General features: G+C 54.4%; 22 protein-coding genes, 3 tRNA genes and 1 pseudogene. 15 read left to right on the top strand and 11 right to left on the bottom strand.

Annotated features, from left to right (window positions below):
• From tuf to rplA, 8 genes and pseudogenes are all read left to right on the top strand, one after another.
• Nucleotides 1–141 (top strand): annotated as a pseudogene (gene tuf, locus VKV18_RS05970) (elongation factor Tu); the annotation flags it as partial.
• Between the two features lie 103 nt (nt 142–244).
• A complete protein-coding gene (gene rpmG, locus VKV18_RS05965; protein ID WP_016481988.1) occupies nt 245–424 on the top strand; it encodes a 50S ribosomal protein L33 in 180 nt (59 codons plus the stop codon).
• Nucleotides 425–466: 42 nt separating this feature from the next.
• A tRNA-Trp gene (locus VKV18_RS05960) sits at nt 467–539 on the top strand.
• Between the two features lie 140 nt (nt 540–679).
• Nucleotides 680–904: a preprotein translocase subunit SecE gene (gene secE, locus VKV18_RS05955; RefSeq protein WP_324203309.1), complete on the top strand. Its 225-nt coding sequence runs from the start codon at nt 680–682 to the stop codon at nt 902–904.
• 32 nt (nt 905–936) lie between these two features.
• Nucleotides 937–1,482, top strand: coding sequence for a transcription termination/antitermination protein NusG (gene nusG / locus VKV18_RS05950; protein ID WP_324203308.1), 546 nt, complete (start codon nt 937–939; stop codon nt 1,480–1,482).
• 39 nt (nt 1,483–1,521) lie between these two features.
• Nucleotides 1,522–1,947 carry a 50S ribosomal protein L11 gene (gene rplK, locus VKV18_RS05945; RefSeq protein ID WP_324201034.1) on the top strand — a complete coding sequence of 142 codons (426 nt, stop codon included), beginning with the start codon at nt 1,522–1,524 and terminating at the stop codon, nt 1,945–1,947.
• Nucleotides 1,948–1,978: 31 nt separating this feature from the next.
• Nucleotides 1,979–2,383 (top strand): hypothetical protein, encoded by a 405-nt coding sequence (locus tag VKV18_RS05940; RefSeq protein WP_324203307.1) that lies wholly within the window; start codon nt 1,979–1,981, stop codon nt 2,381–2,383.
• 46 nt (nt 2,384–2,429) lie between these two features.
• On the top strand, nt 2,430–3,239 hold the full coding sequence (gene rplA, locus VKV18_RS05935) for a 50S ribosomal protein L1 (RefSeq protein WP_324203306.1): 810 nt from the start codon (nt 2,430–2,432) through the stop codon (nt 3,237–3,239).
• A gap of 85 nt (nt 3,240–3,324) precedes the next feature.
• Here the strand turns inward: rplA and atpC are convergent, their stop codons facing one another.
• Entirely contained in the window at nt 3,325–3,738 is a 414-nt protein-coding gene (atpC, locus tag VKV18_RS05930) for an ATP synthase F1 subunit epsilon (RefSeq protein ID WP_324203305.1), read from the bottom strand.
• Nucleotides 3,739–3,740: 2 nt separating this feature from the next.
• Nucleotides 3,741–5,141, bottom strand: coding sequence for a F0F1 ATP synthase subunit beta (atpD, locus tag VKV18_RS05925; RefSeq protein ID WP_324203304.1), 1,401 nt, complete (start codon nt 5,139–5,141; stop codon nt 3,741–3,743).
• A 164-nt stretch (nt 5,142–5,305) separates the two neighbouring features.
• Here atpD and VKV18_RS05920 point away from each other — a divergent pair, with 164 nt between their 5' ends.
• The 7 genes from VKV18_RS05920 to VKV18_RS05890 all read left to right on the top strand — a co-directional run bounded on the left by VKV18_RS05920 (nt 5,306) and on the right by VKV18_RS05890 (nt 12,235).
• Nucleotides 5,306–5,500 (top strand): hypothetical protein, encoded by a 195-nt coding sequence (locus VKV18_RS05920; RefSeq protein WP_324203303.1) that lies wholly within the window; start codon nt 5,306–5,308, stop codon nt 5,498–5,500.
• A 124-nt stretch (nt 5,501–5,624) separates the two neighbouring features.
• Nucleotides 5,625–6,440, top strand: coding sequence for a sterol desaturase family protein (locus VKV18_RS05915; RefSeq protein ID WP_324203302.1), 816 nt, complete (start codon nt 5,625–5,627; stop codon nt 6,438–6,440).
• A gap of 31 nt (nt 6,441–6,471) precedes the next feature.
• The gene (locus VKV18_RS05910; protein WP_324203301.1) at nt 6,472–7,959 is read left to right on the top strand and encodes a hypothetical protein; all 1,488 of its coding nucleotides are present in this window, start codon (nt 6,472–6,474) and stop codon (nt 7,957–7,959) included.
• Between the two features lie 94 nt (nt 7,960–8,053).
• Nucleotides 8,054–9,148, top strand: a complete 1,095-nt coding sequence (locus tag VKV18_RS05905) for a serine hydrolase domain-containing protein (RefSeq protein ID WP_324203300.1) — start codon at nt 8,054–8,056, stop codon at nt 9,146–9,148.
• Nucleotides 9,149–9,182: 34 nt separating this feature from the next.
• Nucleotides 9,183–10,364: a HEAT repeat domain-containing protein gene (locus tag VKV18_RS05900; protein ID WP_324203299.1), complete on the top strand. Its 1,182-nt coding sequence runs from the start codon at nt 9,183–9,185 to the stop codon at nt 10,362–10,364.
• A complete protein-coding gene (gene larC / locus VKV18_RS05895; protein WP_324203298.1) occupies nt 10,361–11,386 on the top strand; it encodes a nickel insertion protein in 1,026 nt (341 codons plus the stop codon). Before VKV18_RS05900 ends, larC begins: the two co-directional genes overlap by 4 nt.
• A 54-nt stretch (nt 11,387–11,440) precedes the next feature.
• Nucleotides 11,441–12,235 carry a transporter gene (locus tag VKV18_RS05890; RefSeq protein ID WP_324203297.1) on the top strand — a complete coding sequence of 265 codons (795 nt, stop codon included), beginning with the start codon at nt 11,441–11,443 and terminating at the stop codon, nt 12,233–12,235.
• 14 nt (nt 12,236–12,249) lie between these two features.
• Here VKV18_RS05890 and VKV18_RS05885 read toward each other — a convergent pair whose 3' ends face one another.
• The 9 genes from VKV18_RS05885 to VKV18_RS05845 form a co-directional block, all read right to left on the bottom strand.
• Nucleotides 12,250–14,259, bottom strand: coding sequence for a (Fe-S)-binding protein (locus VKV18_RS05885; protein WP_324203296.1), 2,010 nt, complete (start codon nt 14,257–14,259; stop codon nt 12,250–12,252).
• 2 nt (nt 14,260–14,261) lie between these two features.
• Complete coding sequence (locus VKV18_RS05880; RefSeq protein WP_324203295.1) at nt 14,262–15,218, bottom strand: electron transfer flavoprotein subunit alpha/FixB family protein; 957 nt, start codon at nt 15,216–15,218, stop codon at nt 14,262–14,264.
• Nucleotides 15,219–15,233: 15 nt separating this feature from the next.
• A complete protein-coding gene (locus VKV18_RS05875) occupies nt 15,234–16,001 on the bottom strand; it encodes an electron transfer flavoprotein subunit beta/FixA family protein (protein ID WP_324203294.1) in 768 nt (255 codons plus the stop codon).
• A 241-nt stretch (nt 16,002–16,242) separates the two neighbouring features.
• Nucleotides 16,243–16,315, bottom strand: a tRNA-Arg gene (locus VKV18_RS05870).
• A gap of 135 nt (nt 16,316–16,450) precedes the next feature.
• The gene (locus tag VKV18_RS05865) at nt 16,451–17,518 is read right to left on the bottom strand and encodes a hypothetical protein (protein WP_324203293.1); all 1,068 of its coding nucleotides are present in this window, start codon (nt 17,516–17,518) and stop codon (nt 16,451–16,453) included.
• A 168-nt stretch (nt 17,519–17,686) separates the two neighbouring features.
• Nucleotides 17,687–17,757 (bottom strand) — tRNA-Gly (locus tag VKV18_RS05860).
• A 129-nt stretch (nt 17,758–17,886) separates the two neighbouring features.
• Nucleotides 17,887–18,576, bottom strand: a complete 690-nt coding sequence (locus VKV18_RS05855; protein WP_324203292.1) for a 4'-phosphopantetheinyl transferase superfamily protein — start codon at nt 18,574–18,576, stop codon at nt 17,887–17,889.
• A gap of 95 nt (nt 18,577–18,671) precedes the next feature.
• The gene (locus VKV18_RS05850; RefSeq protein WP_324203291.1) at nt 18,672–19,946 is read right to left on the bottom strand and encodes an NAD(P)/FAD-dependent oxidoreductase; all 1,275 of its coding nucleotides are present in this window, start codon (nt 19,944–19,946) and stop codon (nt 18,672–18,674) included.
• Between the two features lie 155 nt (nt 19,947–20,101).
• Nucleotides 20,102–21,623, bottom strand: a 1,522-nt coding sequence (locus VKV18_RS05845) for a diguanylate cyclase (protein WP_324203290.1), incomplete at its 5' end; no start/stop codon positions are given.

The following is a 21,623-nucleotide window of genomic DNA, read 5'->3' as shown; positions in this document are numbered from 1 at the left end:
GAGATGGTGATGCCTGGGGACAACGTACGGATAACGGCGGAGTTAATTCAGCCGGTAGCGTTGGAGGAGGGCTTGCGTTTTGCGGTTCGGGAGGGAGGACACACGGTAGGAGCCGGTGTCGTTACCAAAGTCCTCGAATAGGGGATGCACTATGAAGGGAGGGCGTATGTTCAATCGCCCTCCCTCTATGCTGAACCTCATAAGATGGTGTATTCGGTTTCGACTTTCTTAAGGAGAGGTCTGGATGCCACAAAAAGAAGCGCGGGTGATTGTTGTGCTGGCCTGCAGCGAGTGCAAGTCACGCAACTACACGACAACGCGCCGCCGAACGGGAAATAACAACCAGCAGTTGCGGTTGGAGTTGCGAAAATACTGCCCACAGCCTTCATGCCGCAAACACACGCTTCACCGTGAGGCTCGTTAGCACTGGTGTAAGCAGCAACAGAAAAAGCGTAAAGATAGATGAAGGGGTATAGCTCAGTTGGTAGAGCAGCGGTCTCCAAAACCGCAGGTCGGGAGTTCGAGTCTCTCTGCCCCTGTTGTCTCCTTGGGACAAAAGGTGGGTAGTGAGGGTTTGCGCCGCTAAAGGCCGAGGCCCTTCCTCTCAGTGCCCGCATGAGGGGGCTAAGCTCAAAAGGCGGCGTATGAACCCCAAGATAAGGAAAAGAGCGACATCAAGATGGCGATTGAGAAACAACCTCTTTCGGTGGTTAAATCGAGCCAGAACCCCATTGTGTTTATTCGTGAGGTATGGCAAGAGCTAAAGAAAACCACCTGGCCTAGCTGGCAACAGGCTAATCGGCTGACATGGCAAGTGATTGCCGTGGTGGTGGTGATTGGGGCCTACATGTGGATTTTGAATATCGTGTTTGCTTGGCTCATAAAACATATTCTGCCACAATGAGAGGCCAGGAAGCGTTTGAGGGTGACCTTTTTGTGACACAACAGGTGCCTATGCAAAAACAGTGGTACGCGGTGTATGTTTACACCGGTCATGAAAACAAGGTGATGACCAATATCCAGCGTCGTGCCGAGTCGATGAATCTCGACGACAAAATAGGTCGGATTCTGGTTCCGACGGAGGTCGAGCTTCGCTCGCGGGGCGGAAAGAAGATGGAGGTCAAGCGCAAGCTCTATCCAGGCTATGTATTGATCGAAATGGTGCTGGATAACGATACCTGGTATCTCGTGAAATCCACGACAGGTGTGATAGATTTCATACCGCCAGGCGGTAAGCCGGTACCGCTTCAGGAACATGAGGTTCAGGCTCTTCTGAATACTGCCGAGGGAGCCGCACCTACGCCGGTGGTGCGTTTTGAAAAGGGTGAGGTGATCCGCGTGGTTTCCGGACCGTTTACCGACTTTACAGGTACCATCGAAGAGGTTCATCCGGACAAGGAAAAGGTGCGCGTGCTCATCTCCATCTTTGGACGGGATACACCGGTCGAGCTGGATTTTCAGCAGATCGAGCGCTTGGATTAAGTTCAGTTTAAACAAGAGTTCTAAAGCGAGGAAGAAGGAATGGCAAAAAAGGTGACCGCTGTGGTGAAGTTGCAGCTGCCGGCGGGAAAGGCTACCCCAGCTCCGCCTGTTGGCTCAACGTTGGGCCACTACGGAATCAATCTGAAAAACTTCATTGATAGCTACAACGAGAAGACTGCACAGTACGCCGGCTCTGTGATTCCCGTTGAGATTACCATTTATGAGGATCGCTCCTTTACCTTTGTCACGAAAACCCCACCGGCAACCGATCTTCTGAAAAAGGCAGCCGGTATTGAGAAAGGGTCGGGGCGTGCCGGCCATGAGCGGGCTGGTAAAATAACGCGTGAGCAGCTTTTGCAGATCGCACAGACCAAGCTGCCCGATCTTAATGCAGTGGATTTGGAGGGAGCTGTGAAGATCATCGAGGGCACAGCTCGTTCGATGGGGCTAGAGATCGTGGGCTGAGTACGATAGAGGCTACCTGGAGAGTTCTATTATGCATCTACAGCCGTTCGCTTGTTCGATGACCGTGTTATCCGTCCTTTCTGTACTATGGGGGATGGTGCGTGAGTGGGTGTGTCGAATAGATTATCATCTGGTCTATCATGTGGGAGTCGATCAGAGGAACAAGCGGCGTGCGCGGTTCTACTTCTGGTCCGTGTGGGTAGCGCTTTTCACCACTCTTATAAGCCTTGCCTGCATCGCGCGGGTGGTGGATTGGGAAATACCCCACGAGCCTTGGCAGCCCTACCTTCTCGGAATCTTGTATGGGCTAGGTCTTTGGGGGTTGACCGTTGTCGCTCTTATTTGGCTAGCCATTGGGAAGCGTGCCTCAGAGCTGACGTTGGACGGGGAGACCCCTGCATCCGTGAAACTCGTTTTACCAAAGAAGAAAAAATAGTTGGGAGGGGCCTATACGGCTCCGTAACGACCACAGGAGGAGATTAATGGCAGATACAGAGGTTGTGGTATCCACCACCGAGAGTGCTGAAGAAGAGAAACACGGGCTTTCTACTGCAGCCCGCAGGAGGGCGAAATCGAGTCGACCAAGGCGACACAGCCTGCGTTTTCTCGATCTCACCAAGAACATAAAATCCGGGGACGTGTACCCCTTGGATGAGGCTGTAGAGCTTGTGAAGCAGAAGGCGACCGCGAAATTTGACGAAACGGTAGAGGCCGCCATCAACTTGGGAGTAGACCCCCGCCATGGCGACCAGATGGTGAGAGGCACCACAACGCTGCCGTACGGTACGGGTAAATCGCGTGTGGTGTGGGTATTTGCTCGCGGTGAAAAAGCCGAAGAGGCGAAGGCGGCCGGGGCCGACCTGGTGGGAGCCGAAGACCTTGTAGAGCGTATTCAGAAAGAGGGTGGAGCTAACTGCGATATTTTGGTGGCCGACCCGGATGTGATGCCGCTGGTGTTTCGATTGGGGCAGATACTCAAACAGCGCATGCCCAATGCAAAGGCCGGAACCGTCTCGCCCAATGTAGCTCAGGTCGTTCGAGAGATCAAACAGGCTAAACGTGTGGAGTATAGGGTAGACAAGAACGGGATTATCCACGCACCGATAGGGAAGGCAAGTTTTCCTGCCGAGCAGATTAAGGCCAACCTCATCACTTTGGTTTCCGCTTTACTTAAAGCCCGACCTGCCTCTGCCAAAGGGAAGTATCTGAAGCGCATTACGCTCTCTTCTACCATGGGACCCGGTATTCATGTCGACCCTACTGAAGTACAACGCTTAGCCGAGCATAGCTAACGACTGCCGATGTCGAAAAGAGAACCAAGCAACAAGCCCCCTGCCGAACGGTAGGGGGCTTGTGGGTCGGTTCCGAAATGTAATGTTATTGTTCTTGGTGCATTTGGGCGACCCGAATGCGATTTTGGGCACGCTCGATCATTTTGCGTATCTCTTCGGCACTAAGCTCTCCTGGAATCTCAAGCAATTGGCGGGCTTTCTCCTCAGCGGCGCGTGCCCGCTCGATATCAATTTCAGAGGCCAGCTCTGCTGTATCGGCCAGAATAACCACTCGGTCGCGCGTGGCCTGTAGAAATCCGCCGCTAGTCGCTACCAGCTCCACCTGGCCATTGGGGCGCTCGACCCGAATAACACCGATGCCCAGCTCTGCGAGCAGAGGTGCATGGCCTGCCAGGATACCAAGGGAACCCTCCACACCGGGCGCACTGACTAGTCTTACCGGTTCAGAAAGCAGAAGCCTTTCAGGAGTGACGAGATCGAATTGAAACGTCTCTGCCATCGTTAGCTCCCTTGCATTTTGCGCGCTTTCTCAACAGCCTCTTCGATGTTGCCGACGTTATAGAAGGCCTGTTCGGGAAGATCGTCGTGCTTGCCTTCAAGAACCTCTTTGAAGGATTGCACAGTCTCTTTCAGGGGCACATATTTGCCTGGAAGGCCGGTGAACTGTTCGGCGACATGGAAGGGTTGAGAAAGGAAACGCTCGATGCGCCGAGCTCGGGCGACAACGAGCTTGTCTTCGTCGGAAAGCTCGTCCACGCCGAGTATGGCAATAATGTCTTGAAGCTCTTTGTAGCGCTGCAGTATCTGTTGAACCCCCCGTGCGACAGCATAGTGCTCCTCCCCAACGATATGGGGTTGGAGGATACGCGAAGTAGAGGCGAGCGGATCGACCGCCGGATAGATGCCTTTTTCGGCGATACGTCTTTCAAGATAGACGTAGGCATCAAGGTGGGAGAAGGTGGTTGCCGGGGCCGGGTCGGTGGGGTCGTCGGCAGGAACGTAGATGGCCTGTACAGAGGTGACGGAACCGCGTTTTGTGGAGGTGATGCGCTCTTGTAGAGCGCCCATTTCGGTGGAGAGTGTGGGCTGGTACCCCACTGCACTAGGGATGCGCCCGAGAAGGGCCGAAACTTCGGAACCTGCTTGTACGAACCGGAAGATGTTATCTATGAAGAGAAGTACATCTTGGCCTTCTTCCTCACGGAAGTACTCGGCAATGGTAAGTGCGGAGAGGGCAACGCGTAGACGGGCGCCGGGGGGTTCGTTCATTTGGCCGAAGACCATGGCCGTCTTAGAGATGACGCCCGATTCAGACATCTCTAGCCAGAGGTCGTTGCCTTCGCGCGTGCGCTCTCCAACACCGGCGAAAACGGAGAACCCTCCGTGTTCGGTGGCGATATTGTAGATAAGCTCTTGGATAAGCACCGTTTTACCGAGCCCGGCTCCTCCGAAAAGGCCGATCTTTCCTCCCTTTAAGAAGGGGGTAAGGAGGTCTACCACTTTAAGACCTGTTTCAAGAACCTCTTGAGTGCTGCTTTGGTCAATAAAGCCCGGAGCGGGACGATGGATAGACCATCGTAGTTTGGCTTGTACAGGCTCTTTTTCATCAATGGGTTCACCGAGCAGGTTAAAGACGCGGCCGAGAGTCTCACGTCCGACGGGCACGGTAATAGGCTGACCGGTATCCTCTGCGGCCATGCCTCGGATAAGGCCGTCGGTGCTCGACATGGCAATGCAGCGCACCACATTGTTGCCCAAATGCTGGGCGGCCTCCACGGTAAGGTCAATGTTACGGGCAGGGTCTTTGATCTTGATGGCATTGTTGATGGCAGGCAACTCATTCGGTGCAAACTCTAGGTCTACGACCGGTCCTTGCACCTGTACGACATGTCCAATAGCCATGCGGAAATTTTGCTCCTTCGGTTTCGCAGAATGGGTGTCGAGTAAGTTTGTGACTCTGTTCACAATCATTGTAGCAGTTTTATAACCGTTATGGCAAGAGGGCGAGAGGGCTTTTGTGGGATAATGAAGAAGATTCTATAGTCGCTCATATTGGAGGGATATCTGTGGAGAAGACCAAGGCGCGTTTAGAAGAAACGCCAGAAAAAACGAAGCTTGAGGTGGCTACAAGCCCTCGCGTGACAGAGGAGGAAGTATTGCGCTGTCCGGTGTGCTATCATCCCATTCCTATAGAGCAGATGGGAGCAAAGCTGCATTGTCGCCGATGTGGTTATCTTGAGAGCTGCTGTAACCCTCACTGATAGTGACCGTACCATTGCCTTATTAAAATCGCTTTCGGGTAAAATCTACGCCGAGAAGCGATGCCGTGGGTATAGGATGTACTTCTGAGATGACCTCGGCGGCCGCTTTAAAGGAGGTGGAGAGATGATCACATTTTTGACACAACTGGGCACAGCGCTCTTTTGGATACTCTACGGAAGCTTTTTTGAGTGGTATTGGCACTGCTGTTGGATGCATCGCCCCCGTTTTCCTCGGGAGGCCTTTCATAGGCACACGCTCGTCCATCATACGCGATATAAGGGCGATGAGAGTTTCTATTTTCAGGAGACCGGGCATCCCGATCATGTCCTTTTAAAGCCCTACGCGCTGCCGGCCATTTTGGCTGCTCATCTGCCGATCGCCTGGCTTGTGGATAGATTTCTTATCCACCACACCTTATGGGTTGCTTTAGCGACGATGCTACTCTATTTTGTTACCTACGAGTATGTCCATTGGAACATTCATGTTCCGCGGGGGCATTTTGTCGAGCGCTTCCAATGGTTTCAGTTTTTGCGGACGCACCATAAACTGCATCACCGCTACCACCGTTGGAACTTCTGTGTGCTCTTTCCGTTGGCCGATCTGATGATGGGGACGCTGTTAACGGAAGGGATGCTGGCGCGTCGGAGTGCTAAGAAGGCGGCTTCCAAACTTGAAGAAGCGAAATCGCCTTCGACGAAGCGTCGGCGTCGGCGATCTTCTGCACTGGCACAGGACAGCATGATGGCAGCACTACCACGACAAGGGCGGCGCTTGTCTCTGCGTGCGCGACGTGAGCGTTTTTTGATGCAGAACCGATGGCTTCTCCGGTGGGCCCTTTTCCATGAGCAGCGTAAGGGGCGTCTGCGAACAAAAGAGCACTACTCACTTGCCGATCTGAAGGACTTCTTAACCTTGCACCGGCAACGAGAAGATCGCTAAAAGCCTATCGGTACGCCAAAGCTCTCTCCCCATGACAAACCACGCGGATGAAAGGTGGCGCCTCTCATTTCGGGAGAATCGTGCCTACACATGGGTTATTGTCGTTTTTGCTGTTGCTATTCGATCCTATGTGTCCCTAAAAACACATTCAACAGGAGAAGATTTCTTCATTACCTTGCGGTATGCACGCGATATTGCATTGGGAGAAGGGTTTACTTATAATGCCGGTCAGCACGTTCTAGGAACCACAACACCGCTCTACACGCTCATTCTTGCCCTTTTTCTGTGGCTACATCTGCCCGCGATCTTCTTGGGAAAGCTTCTTAATATTGTAGCGGACGGGGTAACCTGCTGGCTTATCTGTAAGTTCGCCGAGGAGATGCGCGCACCGACCGCGGGATTGCTTGCCGCCCTCCTGTATGCCGTTGGTGTAACGCCGATAAGCGTGAGTATTAGCGGTATGGAGACGGGACTGGTAACATGTGTTGGCATGGCGGCCATAGTTGCCTTTGCACGTTCTCATTCGCTCTCGCTCTGGGTTTTAACCGCAGTACTCTTCTTGTTGCGCATTGATGGTTTGGTGTTGGGGGGCTTGCTTTTGGTGGCCCAAATCTATCGGAGTCGGCGTTTCGATGGAGGCGGGGCTACTATCGCCGGCCTGATCGTGCTGCCTTGGCTCCTCTTTGCGCTGCTCTATTTCGGCTCGCCGATGCCCTCTTCCGTTGTGGCCAAGCTGACGGTCTACAAAGTAACTATGGCCAGTTCTCATAGAGCGATTCTGGAAGCTTTTAAAACACAGTTTGACAGAGGGCTATTTCAGGATATCTTAACTCTGCTTTTTGGGGTCGGCTTAGGAGAAAGCCTGCTAAAAAGGCGTTGGCAGCTACTCATTCCGCTCGGTTGGATGGCGATCTATTACGGCACGATGCTCGGCTCACCGGTACCGGCTTTCAGTTGGTATTTTCTCCCTCCCTGGCCGCTCTACCTGATGACTGCAGCGTTTGGAGGGCGCTTTTTCGCCAGAGCAGGGTGGGCTTATCTTTCCTCAAACCGATTTGCTTCTGAGCGTGCATGGCGATTTATCAAGGCTGGGGGGCTTGTGCTCATCGCTCTCCTGGGTTTACTCCACTTACCGCACTTGATCGTTGAAATTCAACAACCTCAACTAGAAGAGGATGAGGTGCTACGGCCCACAGGGCTTTGGTTTCGGAGACATGCTGCGCCGAATGACCTTATTTTGCTAGAGCCTATTGGCACCATTGGGTATTACTCGGAACGACCCATTCTCGACATGATCGGTTTGGTGACGCCCCAGGTGTTGCCCTGCTATCGGACATCGAAGCCACTGCTTTGTATGGTCACACGCTTTCGCCCAAGGTGGCTTTGTTTGCGCCCTAAAGAGGCTAAAGCGCTAAGGCAGGAGGCTCCGATGGTTTTGAGTGGGGATTATCGGTGTGTGCGGATCGTGCGTTGGCAACGGGCAGCTAGCCCTATCTTTTTTATTTTTCGCAGGCAATAGCTTCCCAGCTCGGCCCCAAGAAGGATAAGTCGCCGCGACTGACGAACAGATAGGCGACTTAAACGTCTGTTCGTCAATGGGAGAGAGGGTCGGTATGCCGATTGAGAGACTGGTGCGCTCGCCGGAACTTTTAGGGTTTGATCCGGAGCGACTGAAGGCTGTGGAGAGAATGCTAAATCGGGGTATAGAGGAGCAACTGTACACCGCTTACACTTATCTTGTAATGCGGCACGGGAAGGTTGCCGCCATGGGGGCCGGAGGGCTAGCGCAGCCGGACGCGACCCCACCCGTTGCCGCACAGATAGACACCATTTTTGATGCCGCTTCTCTCTCCAAAACGATCACGGCTACCCTGCTGCTACAGTGTGTGGAAGCCGGGCAGCTCCATCTTGAACAGCCATTACGATGGACTCTGCCTGAGGCAAAGGAGACGCCTTTGGGTGAGGTGACTCTCAAACAGTTAGCCACTCACACAAGTGGTTTGCCCTCTTGGCGCAATGTAAACGAGACGGGCAACCCTTTAGAGCTGATTCTTGCTACGCCGCTAGAGGCAGAGCCAGGAACAAGATATGCTTATAGCGACCTTGGTTACATCCTTTTGGGTTTTGTGCTTGAGCGTGAGTTGGGTGAAGCGTTACCAAATTTAGCCAAGAAGCGAATATTCGACCCTCTTGGCATGGAGCGTAGCGGCTATTTCCCTGCTGAAAATTTGAAATCCTGGCTTGCTGTAACCTCTGCGCCTCTAGGACAAGTGCACGACCCCAACGCACGTGGGATGGGAGGAGCGGCAGGGCATGCCGGGCTTTACACTACAGCACCCGATTTAGCGCGTTATGTGCTGGGGCTGCGCCCGCCAGAGGGGGAATTACCTCTTTTTGCCCCACTCATAGGCCCGTTAGCGCGCCGCCTTATGGAGACGAATCAAAATCCACCTCATCTCAACGCTCATACCATCGGCTGGTTCGCCTATCCGAGCGGTTATCTGCCAAAGGGCGATCTGCTTTCGGAGAAGACCTTTGCGCATACGGGATTTACCGGAACGCTTTTGCTGATCGATCCGGAGCTAGACCTAGTACTCACTTTATTGACGAATCGGGTTTACTATGAAAAACAGAACGACGGGACGGGGGTATTGCGACTTCGTCGTCTGTTTGCCAACGCCGTTGCTGGAGCTTTGCAAAGGCTTTAGGGACGCCTTTTAACTCCGGATAGGAGGGGGAATAATGTCATCGAAAATGCTATCTAACGATGAATCGGTTGCCACGCGACCGGCGCTGAGGCCAACGTTCATCGGAGTTGCCGTTTTTGCGATACTGATAGCCTTGATTTTACGCCATCTGCATGAGCAGCCGGTTCTACCGCCGCTTGATCCCCTGCATGGAAACAGCGAGGACGCCTTGCCGGCGCTCATGACGAAACTCGGTGGGCTATCGGAGAGCCAGCAGTTGCCCTTATTACTACAGTATGTACACGATTCCAGCGCGGGCTTGCGCTATGCGGCGGTAGACCAGCTTGGTAACTGGAAAACCCCGGAGGCCATCTCTGCGGTGAAACAGGCCTTTCAAGATTGCGACTCGGAGGTGCGTCGCAGGGCGCTTTACGAACTGCCGCGTATGGACTTTATGCAAGGGCAGCAGTTGTTGGCTGCAGCCCTACAGGATGAGGACCCCTGGGTGCGGGAAGATGCGGCGACGCAACTCGCCCTAATTACGGAGCGTCATAAGCAGCGGCTTGATCCTAGTTTGGTGCCGGTGTTAGTGCGGGCGACGGAAGATGCGGATGTCAACGTTGCCCAAATGGCAATGAGTGCGCTAGCACATTGGCTGCATAAGCCTTGGCATGTCTCGATGCTGGCGCCTCCAACGTTGCGCCAAAAGATGGCAGCTCGGTGGATACAATGGTGGCAGACTGAACAAGTACACTGGCCTGTAAGTCGCCAATTTGCCGCTATTGGCCCCATAGAGCCTACCCTAACCGCTCCATGCCCAGACTTCACGTTGCGAATGATAGATGGGCGCACCTTGACCCCGAAAACGCAACGCGGGCGAATTACCCTCCTCACCTTTTGGGGGTTCAACTGCGGCCCTTGTATAGCAGAGCAACCAGACCTCAATGCCCTTTATGAGCGCTATGTGGGCAAACCGGTAGATATTATCGGGGTAGTAGTGGGGAACAACACAGCCTCCGACATACGCAACTACTGTCGTCGCAATAACGTGATTCCACCGCAGGGTATGGCGACTCCGCTGCTATTGCGTCAATTTGGATGCATTGAGGATGTTCCGGTGAGCGTGTTGATAGACCCTCAGGGGCGCATATGTCGCGTTTGGCAGGGGGCCCCACGTGACCCGGAGCCTTATAGTAAGGTCATTGACCAGTTACTTGCGGAGGTTAAGGGATCGTGAGCCAGGCGCTTCGCTACTGTCTTCTGTTCATTGGGGATGATCTTGCGCGGGGGGCAGAGGAGGCGAAGTTAGTAGGAAGCTGGGTAGAGGAGACGTTCCAAACGCACGGTTGGGAGCTTGTGGAGCAGCAGGTTGTGCCGGACAACCCCGTGCAGATCGCCGAGACGCTGCGTCGTTGGAGCGATGGCCGCTGCGAGCTGCTGTTGACAATGGGAGGAACCGGCTTTTCTCCACGCGCTTCCGCACCGGAGGCCACTAGGCAGGTGATTCAAAGGGAGGCGCCGGGGCTGATGGAGTGCATACGGCTGTGGGGGGCCATGCAGGCGCCTTCTTTGTTGCTTTCACGAGGGCTTGCAGGCCTAAGAAATCGGGTGCTCATTGTGAATCTACCGCTTGCCTTGGATGAGGTTCAGGCTTCCTTAGGAGTTCTCATGCCTTTGCTCCCTCGCGCGATTGCCGAGTTGCGCGATGAACCAACACCGCCCTTGTCGAGGGAGGCGTTTCCTTTCCTGATAGCCGCAGAACAGAGGGCTGTATCTGTGGAGACAGAGGAAGAGACGCCGCAGCGCGTGGTGGTGCTGGAGACCAACCTCGATGATTTTTCACCGGAGTTGTATGAGCCTCTTATGGAGCGTCTCTTTGCAGCAGGCGCACTCGACGTCTATTTAACGCCTATTCACATGAAAAAAGGCCGTCCGGCAACTCTGCTAACCGTGTTAGGGCCTGCGGAAATCAGGGAAACACTTGCAGAGATAATTTTCACCGAAACTACCACTTTCGGCATTCGTCATACCTTAATGGAGCGTTATGTACTGGCACGGCGATGGGAGAGCGTCGAGACGCCCTATGGCCCGATTCGCATTAAGATCGGCAGCTGGCGCGGTATAGAGCGCACGGCATCGCCGGAGTATGAGGATGTGAAGGCGGCTGCTCTGGCACATAGTGTGCCCTTGAAGCAGGTCTATCTCGCCGCACAACTCGCCTATGCGGCGCTACAAAGTCAACGAGGTATGCCTTCCTAATACCCTATCCTTTCCGCTCAATACCGATCATTAAAAAATAAGGAGGATACAGTTTTGTCTGTTTCGTGCAAGGCGTTGCGTTCAGGCTTCCGTCTTTTGACCTTTTGCTTCCTCTTGTCGCTTTCGTTACAGGCAGCATTCGCAGGCCCTCCTTTCATTACCGACGACCCAGAGCCGGTAGAATGGCATCATTGGGAGGTATATATCTCCTCGATCTATGAGCACACGAAGGATGGCACAAGTGGTACGCTGCCTCATGTTGAGGTAAATAACGGTATTGTGCCCAATGTGCAACTGCATATTATTCTCCCTATGGCTTTTTCGCAAGCGACAGGCAGCCCTCTGCTTTATGGATTTGGCGATATAGAGCTAGGTGTGAAATATCGTTTCGTACAGGAGGGGCGGAGACGCCCGATGGTCGGCATTTTTCCGCTGCTTGAGGTGCCTACAGGCGATGCCGGTCGCGGATTAGGCTCCGGCCATCTTCAGACCTTTTTGCCCATATGGTTGCAAAAAAGCTGGGGTGCCTGGACGACCTATGGGGGTGGGGGCTACTGGATCAACCCAGGTGCAGGCAATCATGATTACCTCTATTTAGGGTGGCTGTTGCAAAAAGACCTCAATTCGCATCTAACCCTTGGTGGGGAAGTGTATTATAACACCTCGCCGGCGGTAGGAGAGAGCGACACAATGGGCTTTAACTTCGGAGGGCAGTACAACTTCGATGATGGGCATCATCTGCTTTTTTCTTTCGGCCGAACGTTCAGTGGCGACACCAGTTTTATGAGTTATATCGGTTTTCAGTGGACGTTTGGGCCTCATGAGGGTGGTGAGCAGAGGCAGCAGTAGGGAATATAGCGAACTTAATGACCTTGCCTTGTGGTTTGCGATGGAGTGGACGGATCGGTTTTCGCAAGGGAGGCGAGTAGCAACTCGGAGATATCGGCAAGGTGAGCCGCATTCTGCTCAGAGGTGGCAAGGCTGTCGCCTAGCATGACCTTGCAGAACGGACAACTGACCGCTATGGTTTGGGCATCGGTTAATAAAAGTTCTTTCACCCTTCGGGTGCTAGGCCGCTGGGTGCCAGCCTCCTCCATCCACATGCGTCCTCCTCCTGCGCCGCAGCACAGAGTGCGATCGGCATGGTGTTCTGGCTCTTTTAGCGGTCGGTCTGTAAGCGTTTGCAACAGAACACGAGGAGCTTTGGTTTCCCCATTAACCCGTGCTAAAAAACAGGGATCGTGATAGGTGATGGAAGTTTGTGCGGCGCGCTCTAGTTTAAGGCGACCGCTCTGCACAAGTTGCTGAAGAAACTGGGTATGGTGGAGTACCTCGTAGTTGCCGCCGAATTGGGAGTATTCGTTTTTAAGCGTGTGAAAGCAGTGGGGACAGGCGGTTAGAATTCGAGAGGCGCCAATGCTATTTAGCACGGCGATGTTTTCAGAGGCAAGCTGTTGAAAAAGGAACTCTTCCCCAATACGACGGGCGGGGTCACCCGTACACTGTTCTTGCGGGCCGAGCACGGCAAAGCGAACTTCGGCAGCGTTGAGGAGCGACACAAGCGCCCGCATGGTGGCCTGGGCACGTGGCTCGAAAGCCCCGGCACATCCCACCCAAAGCAGGGTATCCGTTTTTTGGCCGGGTTCTGCGAGAGGAACTTCCAGCCCTTTCGCCCACTCCATTCGTTGGGAGGGCGGAAGTCCCCATGGGTTCTTCTGACTTGCTAGTTGGCGCAACATAGTGCCTGCCGAGCCACTGAGGCGTCCTTCTCCAACGCGGTATCTGCGGATGCCGTCAATGAGGTCAACATGACGAATGGCTGCAGGGCATTCTCGCACACATGCATGGCAGTTGGTGCATGCCCAAAGCGATTCGTCGTCAATAACGTCGGTAGTGGTTCCTGAGAGAGCAGGTGCCCCCATCTGTTGTCTTAGGGAGAGCACGATCTGTTTGGGGTCGAGGGGTTTCCCCACCGCATAGGCTGGGCAGACTTCGGTGCATCTGCCGCACTCCATGCAGGCATCGAGACTCAGGAGGTAGTTGCCATTGAGATCGGCTAAAGTTCCGATGCCTATGCGGCCGGTTTGCTCTACTTTCTCCATCGTTTCCTGCTCTAAAACGCCCATTGGCCAGTTAGGTTGGAGGAGGATGGAGAGAGGAGCGGTAAACAGATGGAGCCGCCGTCCATAAGGAAGAGCGGCGATGGTGGCAAGTACAAGGGGCGCATGAACCCACCAGATAAGGACATAACCGGTTGGAGATAGGTGTGGAAAGAGCAGGGCGAACCACCGCCCGATAGGAGAATAAGCGCTATAGGCATGCCGTGAGGGATCGGCAGCTAGTCCGGCCCCTTCCAAGAGAAAGCCCGTAAGTGTGGCTACGAGGAGGAGCAGTAAAAAACCTGTATCCCACGGCGTGTGGCCAAGTACCTCAGATCGAAAGAGGTGTCGGCGCAGCAGAGTGAGCAGAAGGCCGATGACGAGGGCTAGCCCAAAGATATCTAGAGTGGTTTTGCAGGTTAAGTAGAACCAACCACGGTAGAGCCAATGAGGGCCGAAAAAGAAGGCTCCGTAGTGTTCTATGGCGACAATGCAGGTTCCAATAAAGAGGACGAGCATGCCGTAGAAAAGCAGAAGATGGGCTGTGCCCGCATAACGTCGCCGTAGAACATGGCGATGTGCAAACACTTCGCTGCCTAGCGATAAGAGATGTTGAAAGTTGCGCTTTAGGGAGAATGAGAGGCCGGCTCGAAGCCAGATTTGCGCATGGCGCAGGATGGGGAATAGAGCGATCCCAGTGCTGATCAGCGCCAAAACGTAGAAGCATGCCTGTTGGAAGGCGGTAATATGAAAAAAGATCGTGCGGGTTGGCATGGTCAGAGCTTTTCAAGGAGTTCAGGAACAGCCTTGTAGAGGTCGGCCACAAGCCCATAGTCGGCCACCTCGAAGATAGGCGCATTTGGATCGTTATTAATAGCTACGATGACTTTAGAATCTTTCATGCCCGCCAGGTGTTGTACGCTGCCAGAAATACCTACAGCGATATAGAGGTCAGGGGCGACCACTCGACCGGTTTGGCCGATCTGCAACTCGTTTGGAGCGATCCCACTATCTACGGCAGCGCGCGTGGCCCCTACGGCTCCGCCTAAGCGGTCGGCAAGGCCTCCGATAAGACGTTCGAAGGTAGCGGCATCTTTCAAGGGGCGGCCGCCTGAAACGACGACACGGGCGGCACTTAGGTCGGGGCGTTTTTGGTCGGATTTTTCTTGCCCGATCCACCGAGTAGAGGTGGGAAGTTCGGAGGGAGCCAGATTCAACGTTTCTACCGGGCTCTGCGTGGCGGTGGTTTCTGCCTGGAAGGCGGAGGTGCGTATGCTGAGGACGCCTCTATTGGCTACCGGTCGGTAGGTTTCAAGCAGGTTGCCTGCGTAGGCGGGGCGTTGAAAAAGGAAGCCGGCCTCATCTCGTTCGGCGTGGATGATCTCGGAAAGCATCGGGAGGTCTAACAGTCCAGCCACTCGAGGCAGAAGATCACGACCAAAGGAGGAGGCAGGACCAACAAGCCAGCTTGCTCCTTCTGTTTGCATGGCCTTGGCGACGACAGGGGCGACCTTATCGGCAGTGGGATGGGCCAACTCGGGTAGTGAGACAATTAGCAGTTTTTTTGCCCCATACTGGCGCCATAGCTCTTGCGAGTCGGCGCTCGTTGATCCTCCAATGATGAGAAGAGAGAAGTTGTTGGGAGCGAACTGCTGGGCGAAACCAATAGCGGACAGCGTGGATGACAGAACGGTTTCGCCATCGGTGTCGGCAAGAACTATCCATTGAGTCATCGTATATCTCTACTCTCAAGCGTGTTTGTTGGGCAGGACTTTGGCTTCCTCACGAAGGGCAGTGATAAGCTCTTCCACGTTTTGGACTTTGCGGCCTGGTTTGCGTGGCGGGGGTGTTTCGCGTTTTACAAGCAGGAAGCCTGGCGAGGACAGAGGCACCAGCTCGCTACCGGGGAGGCGTAGGAGCGGTTTTGAGCGCGCTTTCAGGATAGCGGGCAGGGCTACATAGCGCGGTTCATTCAAGCGCAGGTCTGCGGTGATGACGGCGGGCAGAGTAAGCTCAAGTATCTCTCTACCACTATCCACCTCACGTGTAACCTGCACGGTTTGTCCATCGGATGCCACGCGGACGGAGGAGGCAAAGGTGGCTTGTGGCAGTTGCAGAAGGGCAGCGAGGCGCTGTCCGACTTGGTTGGAATCGTCGTCGGTAGCCTGTTTGCCCATCAAGATGAGCTGAGGCTGTTCTCGATGATAGATGGCAGCGAGAAGGTGGCTTACTCTTTGGGGGTCGGGAGGACGTTCTTCAAGAACACAGAGCGCCCGATCTGCCCCCATGGCGAGCGCCATGCGCAGCGTTTCTTCGGTTTCAGGGCCGCCGATGCTCACCACGGTAATTTCGGTGGCGACCCCCTTTTCACGCAGCCGAAGGGCTTCCTCGAGGGCGATGGCGTCGAAAGGGTTCATCGTCCAACTGAGGCCGACGGTGTCGAGTGCCCCTTGCGGGGTTAGCCGTACCTTGGCGTAGGGGTCTGGTACCCGCTTCACAGAAACAAGTATCTTCATGATGGGTTCTCGAGTTTATGGTACATAGGGAGAGATTTTGATCTTTCCCTCTAAATTCGTTATCTTTCTGGCTCCTTCCTGCTTAATGAGCTACAGAGGGCGGACGCCGGCTTGTTATTGCAATCTGTTCTCGGCATTTTATGGGGCAGCAAGCGCGTAAGTTGAGGTGTTGACTGACAACATGGGGGGTGATCAACGGTTGCCAAAGCCCATGAGGGCAAGTTGGGAAAAGAGGGGCACACGCCCCCGGCAGGGATCGAACCTGCGGCCGACCGCTTAGAAGGCGGTTGCTCTATCCACTGAGCTACGGGGGCTTAAGGTAGAGCAGAAGTTCATGCTCGATGCCATCGGCAGTGGAGCTTCTTCTGCGCACCCTACAGATGAGTATATCATAATCCTCTCGACAGGAGCAAATGCCGCATCGGCTAAGGAGTAAGGCAGGCAACTTCCTAGCTTAAGCGACGCAGCAAGGTGACACGTCCAATAGGCACCCACTCGACCACAAGAATGTCGCCATTGGAAAGAAACTTAGCAGAATGAGGATGGATAAATTTTCCTGGTGGGAAATCGGAGCGTGGATGGCCGCGCATCTCCGGCATTCCTCGACCATCGCCAAGCTGGGCAGCAACCTGATTCTTGCCATCGAGGATCGTCACCACATGGTCGAGATCGGGCACCAGCAACAGTTCTCCTTGCACATGGAAGTGGCATGGTAGGCGCATGCCATTTGTCACAAAGCCCACATGCTTACCATCAAGAGTAAAGTATTGAAGACGGTTGTTCGCTCTATCGGCAACTACCAGCAGTGGCTCCGAGCCGCGCTTATCAACCCAGATGCCATGAGGCTGCTGGAGCTTGCCCGGCTCTGTTCCAGGTCCACCGAAGGTACGAATATATTCGCCTTTTATGTTGTACTGATGAATGTAGCTTGAACCATAGCCGTCGGCCACATAGAAGTCTCCGTTATCGGCCAGGGCGATATTTGTCGGATTGAAGGGGGCGCCATCCTTGTAGACACCGGCTTCCGTCGGGGTACCCTTTTCCCAAATGAGGTTGCCGTCGAGATCGGTTTTGGCAAAGACTTTGCGGTTGATGTCGCAGTGGTAGAGATACTCACGTCCGTTTTCACGGCGCAGGTCAAGGCCGTGTGCTCCTCCCCTAAACCGCTCGCCCCACGATTTGAGAAACCGTCCATGCCTATCAAAAACGAGGATAGCATCGCCCTTGCGGCTATTAGGGCCTACCGTGTGGGCGATGTAGATGCGCTCATGAGAGTCGATAGCGATGCCATGGGTATCTCCCCATTCTATGTCGGGCGGAGGGGTTAGCCAATCGTGAATGCACTCATAGCGGAAGCCGCCATTTTCTAGAAGGATAGGCTTAGGAGGGGGCTTGCCCGCTTTAACCTCTGTGGAGCTGGCAACCGAGAAGGCAACGGCGGCTGCTCCGATTCGGGTTAGAACCTCGCGTCTATTGAGAGACATGGCGAGGTGTTTATCGCGTTCATTGTGTGTCATAGAAGTATGCTTCTTGGTGTTAGATACAGGTAAATTGTAGGCTATTGTACCTTATATTGGGGTGTTTAGGGTGGAGGAGGTTTTGTTCTTTTGGGGCGGATTGGGAGATAGGCGTTGGGCTAAGGGGAAGGCTTGGCGAAGGAGGGAGGAAATCAGGGCTTTTGCGGAAGCGGGAGACGGGAATCGAACCCGCGTCGCCTGCTTGGAAGGCAGGAGCTTTACCATTAAGCTACTCCCGCATGCTGCATTTAATATGGCATGAAAGAAGGCCTTTCGTCAAGAGGAGTACGGACTTTTATTGCCCAAGGGTGGAGGCTAAACCAAACGAACTAGGGCTTAAGAGTCCCTTCTCTTCGTATCAGTTAATGCTAAGGATAATCTAGCTGCAAAGCCTGTTTACTTTGCTCGTTTCCAAAGAGAAACACTGCGCTGATGAGATAGGTATCATCAGAACCCCAGTAGGCTTCCCATCGTTGCGCTTTGAGTGTGACAAGACGAGTTTTTGCGAGATCGTCAAAGAAAAGTTGCACCCAGGGTTCGATTTGGAGAGCTCCGAGCGCCGAAAGAGGCAAAGAGGCCGAATGCCCCATAAAGGCTCCGATCTTAAGGCCGGTGCCGAGTGCCTTTGAGGCTGCCTCCATTAGAGAGAAATGGGCCGCTACACGGCGGCGTAAAGCCTCTTCATCGTCTTGCTGAGCCGCGCGTTGGAACCTCTCAAACTCTACATGTGCCATGAAGCGGGCAGCTAGACGGTGGAGGTAGGCTCTATTTTTGTATGGGCTACGCATGCGCGGCAGGTAGACCATGTCAAGCCCGACGCCTACCAGGTTTTCGTGTTTGGCGGCTAGAAGGAGGCGTTGACCCCCGTCGTGGGTATTGGAGATATGTAGACAGGGAATAGAATGTCCCTGGCGGGCAGGGTAGGGTTTGCCAAGGGGATCGCGGGAAAGAGAGAGGCCATCAAGCGATTCGCCGAGAAAGTGTGCTGCCAGCAGAAATGCCTCCTCGTCGGTACTAACGGTTTCGGGCAACCAGACCAAGGTTGTGGGTAAGGGCACGTGCGATAACCATCGGACAGCAGGTGCATGGAGCTGGTTTCCCATGTGACTTATTTTGCGAAGTTCGGCAAGCCGATCGAGACTCAGCATGGGGGTTAGACCGGCAGATCGGTGGTTTCGAGAGCAAGCTCTGCCGCACGGCGTCCTGAGACAAGCGCCCCATGGATAGAGCTTGAGACGGTTATCTCACCGGCGAGAATAAGCCCGGTGTAGGGTGTTTGTATGGGAGGCAGCAGCTCCCAGATGCCCGGCGGTTGGGCAAACTGGGCATGGGGGATGCGGTAGGTGCGCAGGTGTCGCCAGGAGCTGATGTCGGCATCGGGGAAGGCTGTAGCAAGCTCCTGTTTGGCGCGTTGGACCAGTTCTTCATCCTCCATGGCCGGATCGCCAACGATGTTGCAGGCAAGGAGATGTTGCCTGGGCGGAGCGTACGATGGGGCGATGTTAGAGACGAGTGCTGCGCTCGTGACAAACCGACCGGCGCCCGGAAACAGAACCACAGCTTTCTCTGGGTAGAGAGCATGAGGAAGAGCAAAATAGACCGTTGTAGTGCTGCGCCATGTGGCAGGCAAATGAAGTCCGGCTAGTTTCGCTGCTTGGTGGAACTCGGTTGCCAGCACCACCTTATCGGCTTCAACGCGTTCACCGTTTTCCAGAACAACTCCTTTCACGCGATCCCCTTCTTTCCAGAGAGCTACGACGGGACTATTGAGATGAAGGCTGTTGGAAGCTAAGCCGGCGGCGATCTGCTCAGCGATGGCGCCCATGCCGTTTTCCGGTAAGGCGGCCTGCGATTCGGCCAGCATTTTAAAAACGAATGCAAACATGCGCACACTTGTCTGTAGACGTGTTTCTAAGAAAATGCTGCCATAGAAGGGACGGATAAAGTGATTAATGAAGGCGTCGGTAAAGCCATAATCTTTCAGAAACTGCTCGGTGGTTTTATCGGGCCACTGAAAGAGAGCTTCGGCGGAGAGCTTTTGCAATTGGGATTTCAGGCGTAGGACAAGAAGTCGGTCTTTTATGGTGAAGATAGGGGCAAACGCGGTAGCAAGGAGTGTGGAGGGTGCCCGGCTGGGATCGGCGATCAGGTAGAGTTTATCTTGGAGATAGATGAGGGCTCCGGGGAGGAAGGAGTGTAGGCGAAGGGCATCGAGATCGATCTCCGCCTGCACGGCGGGATAGGATGGAAAAAGCACTTGGAATCCCCTATCCAGCAGGAAGCCATCTAGGTAGTCTGTGCGGACTCGACCGCCCACGCCATCCGAAGCTTCATAGAGATGGGCATAATGACCGGCACGTTGAATGATGCGAGCACACACTAACCCTGCCAGACCGGCTCCGATAACGACCACGCTTTGCCGCTGCATATCTCTCTCCTTAACCGCTCTCTTATTTTACCGGACTTACGGCCAGAGAAGAGTGTGGTGGAGTTCGATAGGTGTTGCCAAACAGGGGAGGAGGAATAAGAACAGGCTCTCATGCGATAGACAAGGTGCTAAATATAGCCTGTTTGGTGACGCTATTACTCCTCGACGCTTGTCCCTTCAGCGGCAGGCTGGCGGGTGACGATTTGGAGAATGTTTTGCTGTGTTTCAGGGGTTAGTTGGGCGTAATGGCGCACGGCGTTACGCTGTTGTTTGGCGGCATAAAGCGCGATGTCGGCTTGGCGTATAAGGTCTTCTGGGCTATTGACCGTTTCGGAAAGGGAGGCAACGCCGATGCTGGCCGTAACTCCATCGTTGGAAAAGGTGTGTTCGATGATCGCTCGTAGGCGCTCCGCTTGGGCGACGGCACCGCTCTGGTCGGTGAAAGGCAGGATAACAGCAAACTCCTCGCCTCCATAGCGAGCCACGACATCCGTGGAGCGCGCGCGCGTTTGAAGCAGTGAGCCGAGGGTATTCAAGAGGGCGTCGCCTGCTGCGTGACCGCGCGTGTCGTTGACTCGTTTGAAGTGATCGAGGTCTATGAGCAGAAGCGAGAGAGCTGTGCGGGTGTTGCGGGCATGTTGGAAAGCGTGGTTGAGGCGATCTCGGAAAGCGCGGTAGTTGCGCAGCCCTGTGAGATAGTCGGTCATCGCCATACCACCGAGGTCTATATTGATACGTTCAAGTTTTTGTAGGCGCTCGTGGAGCCGGCGGTTATGACGGTGGAGGCGTGCGACATGGTCGGTAATGAGCTTTTCGGCCTGTTTGCGTTCCGATATATCGCGTGCAATGGCCTGGAAGCCAAGAATACGGCCATCACGGGTGAAGAGCTGGACACTCTGTCCGATCCACACCATTTTTCCTGTCCGGGTGATGATGGGAAACTCACAGTAGGTGGATGGGGTGCGCGATGAGGCCTGGCGTGCATAGAAAGCGAGTATTTCGGCACGGTAGTCCGGGTGAATCAGTTCTGAAAAGTGAACACGACGCAACTCTTCGAGAGAGTAGTCAAAAAGTTTCATGGCGGCGGGATTGATGTAGGTGATATAGCCAGAGGGGTCGGTTCGGTAGATGAGATCGGCTGCCTGTTCGACGATCTGGCGAAAGCGCCGCTCGTTGCGACGGAGGATACGGATGTCGCTTTCGCGTTCGGTGACATCAAAGATCGTGTACTGCAGCAGAGGCTGTCCTTCACGGACAATAGGGTAGATGAACACATCAGCATCGCGCACTTCGCCTTGTGCGAGACGATAGCGTGCACGAAAGAGGGATGCCGCCTCTCCCGGCGTAGGCAGGGGTGCTCCTTTTTGTGAGAGGAGATCGAGGTCAGCGATGTGCCGGCCTCGGAGGGCTTCCACGCCATAGCCGAAGAAGCGCACGGCTGCAGGGCTCGCATCTACGATCTGCCCGGTAGCCGGGTCTACAGATAGGCGAATGGTGCCGGCAGCGGCGACCGCTTCAGGGCGTGCGGCTGCGGTAGCAGTTTCCTCTCCCTTTTTCGATGCGACCTGGGCTTGTTGCGCTTGACGTAGAAGAGCATTTTCGCGTTTTAACTCCTCGATCTTCTCTTCAAGCCGCAGTAACCGTTCCAAAAGCGTATTTGGGTCCATTCTTTCGGCA

Origin of the sequence: Chthonomonas sp. (assembly GCF_035294505.1) — a bacterium.
Lineage (GTDB): Bacteria > Armatimonadota > Chthonomonadetes > Chthonomonadales > Chthonomonadaceae > Chthonomonas.
The sequence above is the reverse complement of the archived record's forward strand: the minus strand, read 5'-3'. Positions and strand labels throughout refer to the sequence as shown.

What these genes read in the sequence shown, in the direction of transcription:
- rpmG (WP_016481988.1), top strand. Translation starts at nt 245, where the DNA reads ATGCCACAAAAAGAAGCGCGGGTGATTGTTGTGCTGGCCTGCAGCGAG.
- secE (WP_324203309.1), top strand. Translation starts at nt 680, where the DNA reads ATGGCGATTGAGAAACAACCTCTTTCGGTGGTTAAATCGAGCCAGAAC.
- rplK (WP_324201034.1), top strand. Translation starts at nt 1,522, where the DNA reads ATGGCAAAAAAGGTGACCGCTGTGGTGAAGTTGCAGCTGCCGGCGGGA.
- VKV18_RS05940 (WP_324203307.1), top strand. Translation starts at nt 1,979, where the DNA reads ATGCATCTACAGCCGTTCGCTTGTTCGATGACCGTGTTATCCGTCCTT.
- rplA (WP_324203306.1), top strand. Translation starts at nt 2,430, where the DNA reads ATGGCAGATACAGAGGTTGTGGTATCCACCACCGAGAGTGCTGAAGAA.
- atpC (WP_324203305.1), bottom strand. Translation starts at nt 3,738, where the DNA reads ATGGCAGAGACGTTTCAATTCGATCTCGTCACTCCTGAAAGGCTTCTG.
- atpD (WP_324203304.1), bottom strand. Translation starts at nt 5,141, where the DNA reads ATGGCTATTGGACATGTCGTACAGGTGCAAGGACCGGTCGTAGACCTA.
- VKV18_RS05915 (WP_324203302.1), top strand. Translation starts at nt 5,625, where the DNA reads ATGATCACATTTTTGACACAACTGGGCACAGCGCTCTTTTGGATACTC.
- VKV18_RS05910 (WP_324203301.1), top strand. Translation starts at nt 6,472, where the DNA reads ATGACAAACCACGCGGATGAAAGGTGGCGCCTCTCATTTCGGGAGAAT.
- VKV18_RS05905 (WP_324203300.1), top strand. Translation starts at nt 8,054, where the DNA reads ATGCCGATTGAGAGACTGGTGCGCTCGCCGGAACTTTTAGGGTTTGAT.
- VKV18_RS05900 (WP_324203299.1), top strand. Translation starts at nt 9,183, where the DNA reads ATGTCATCGAAAATGCTATCTAACGATGAATCGGTTGCCACGCGACCG.
- VKV18_RS05885 (WP_324203296.1), bottom strand. Translation starts at nt 14,259, where the DNA reads ATGCCAACCCGCACGATCTTTTTTCATATTACCGCCTTCCAACAGGCA.
- VKV18_RS05880 (WP_324203295.1), bottom strand. Translation starts at nt 15,218, where the DNA reads ATGACTCAATGGATAGTTCTTGCCGACACCGATGGCGAAACCGTTCTG.
- VKV18_RS05875 (WP_324203294.1), bottom strand. Translation starts at nt 16,001, where the DNA reads ATGAAGATACTTGTTTCTGTGAAGCGGGTACCAGACCCCTACGCCAAG.
- VKV18_RS05865 (WP_324203293.1), bottom strand. Translation starts at nt 17,518, where the DNA reads ATGACACACAATGAACGCGATAAACACCTCGCCATGTCTCTCAATAGA.
- VKV18_RS05850 (WP_324203291.1), bottom strand. Translation starts at nt 19,946, where the DNA reads ATGCAGCGGCAAAGCGTGGTCGTTATCGGAGCCGGTCTGGCAGGGTTA.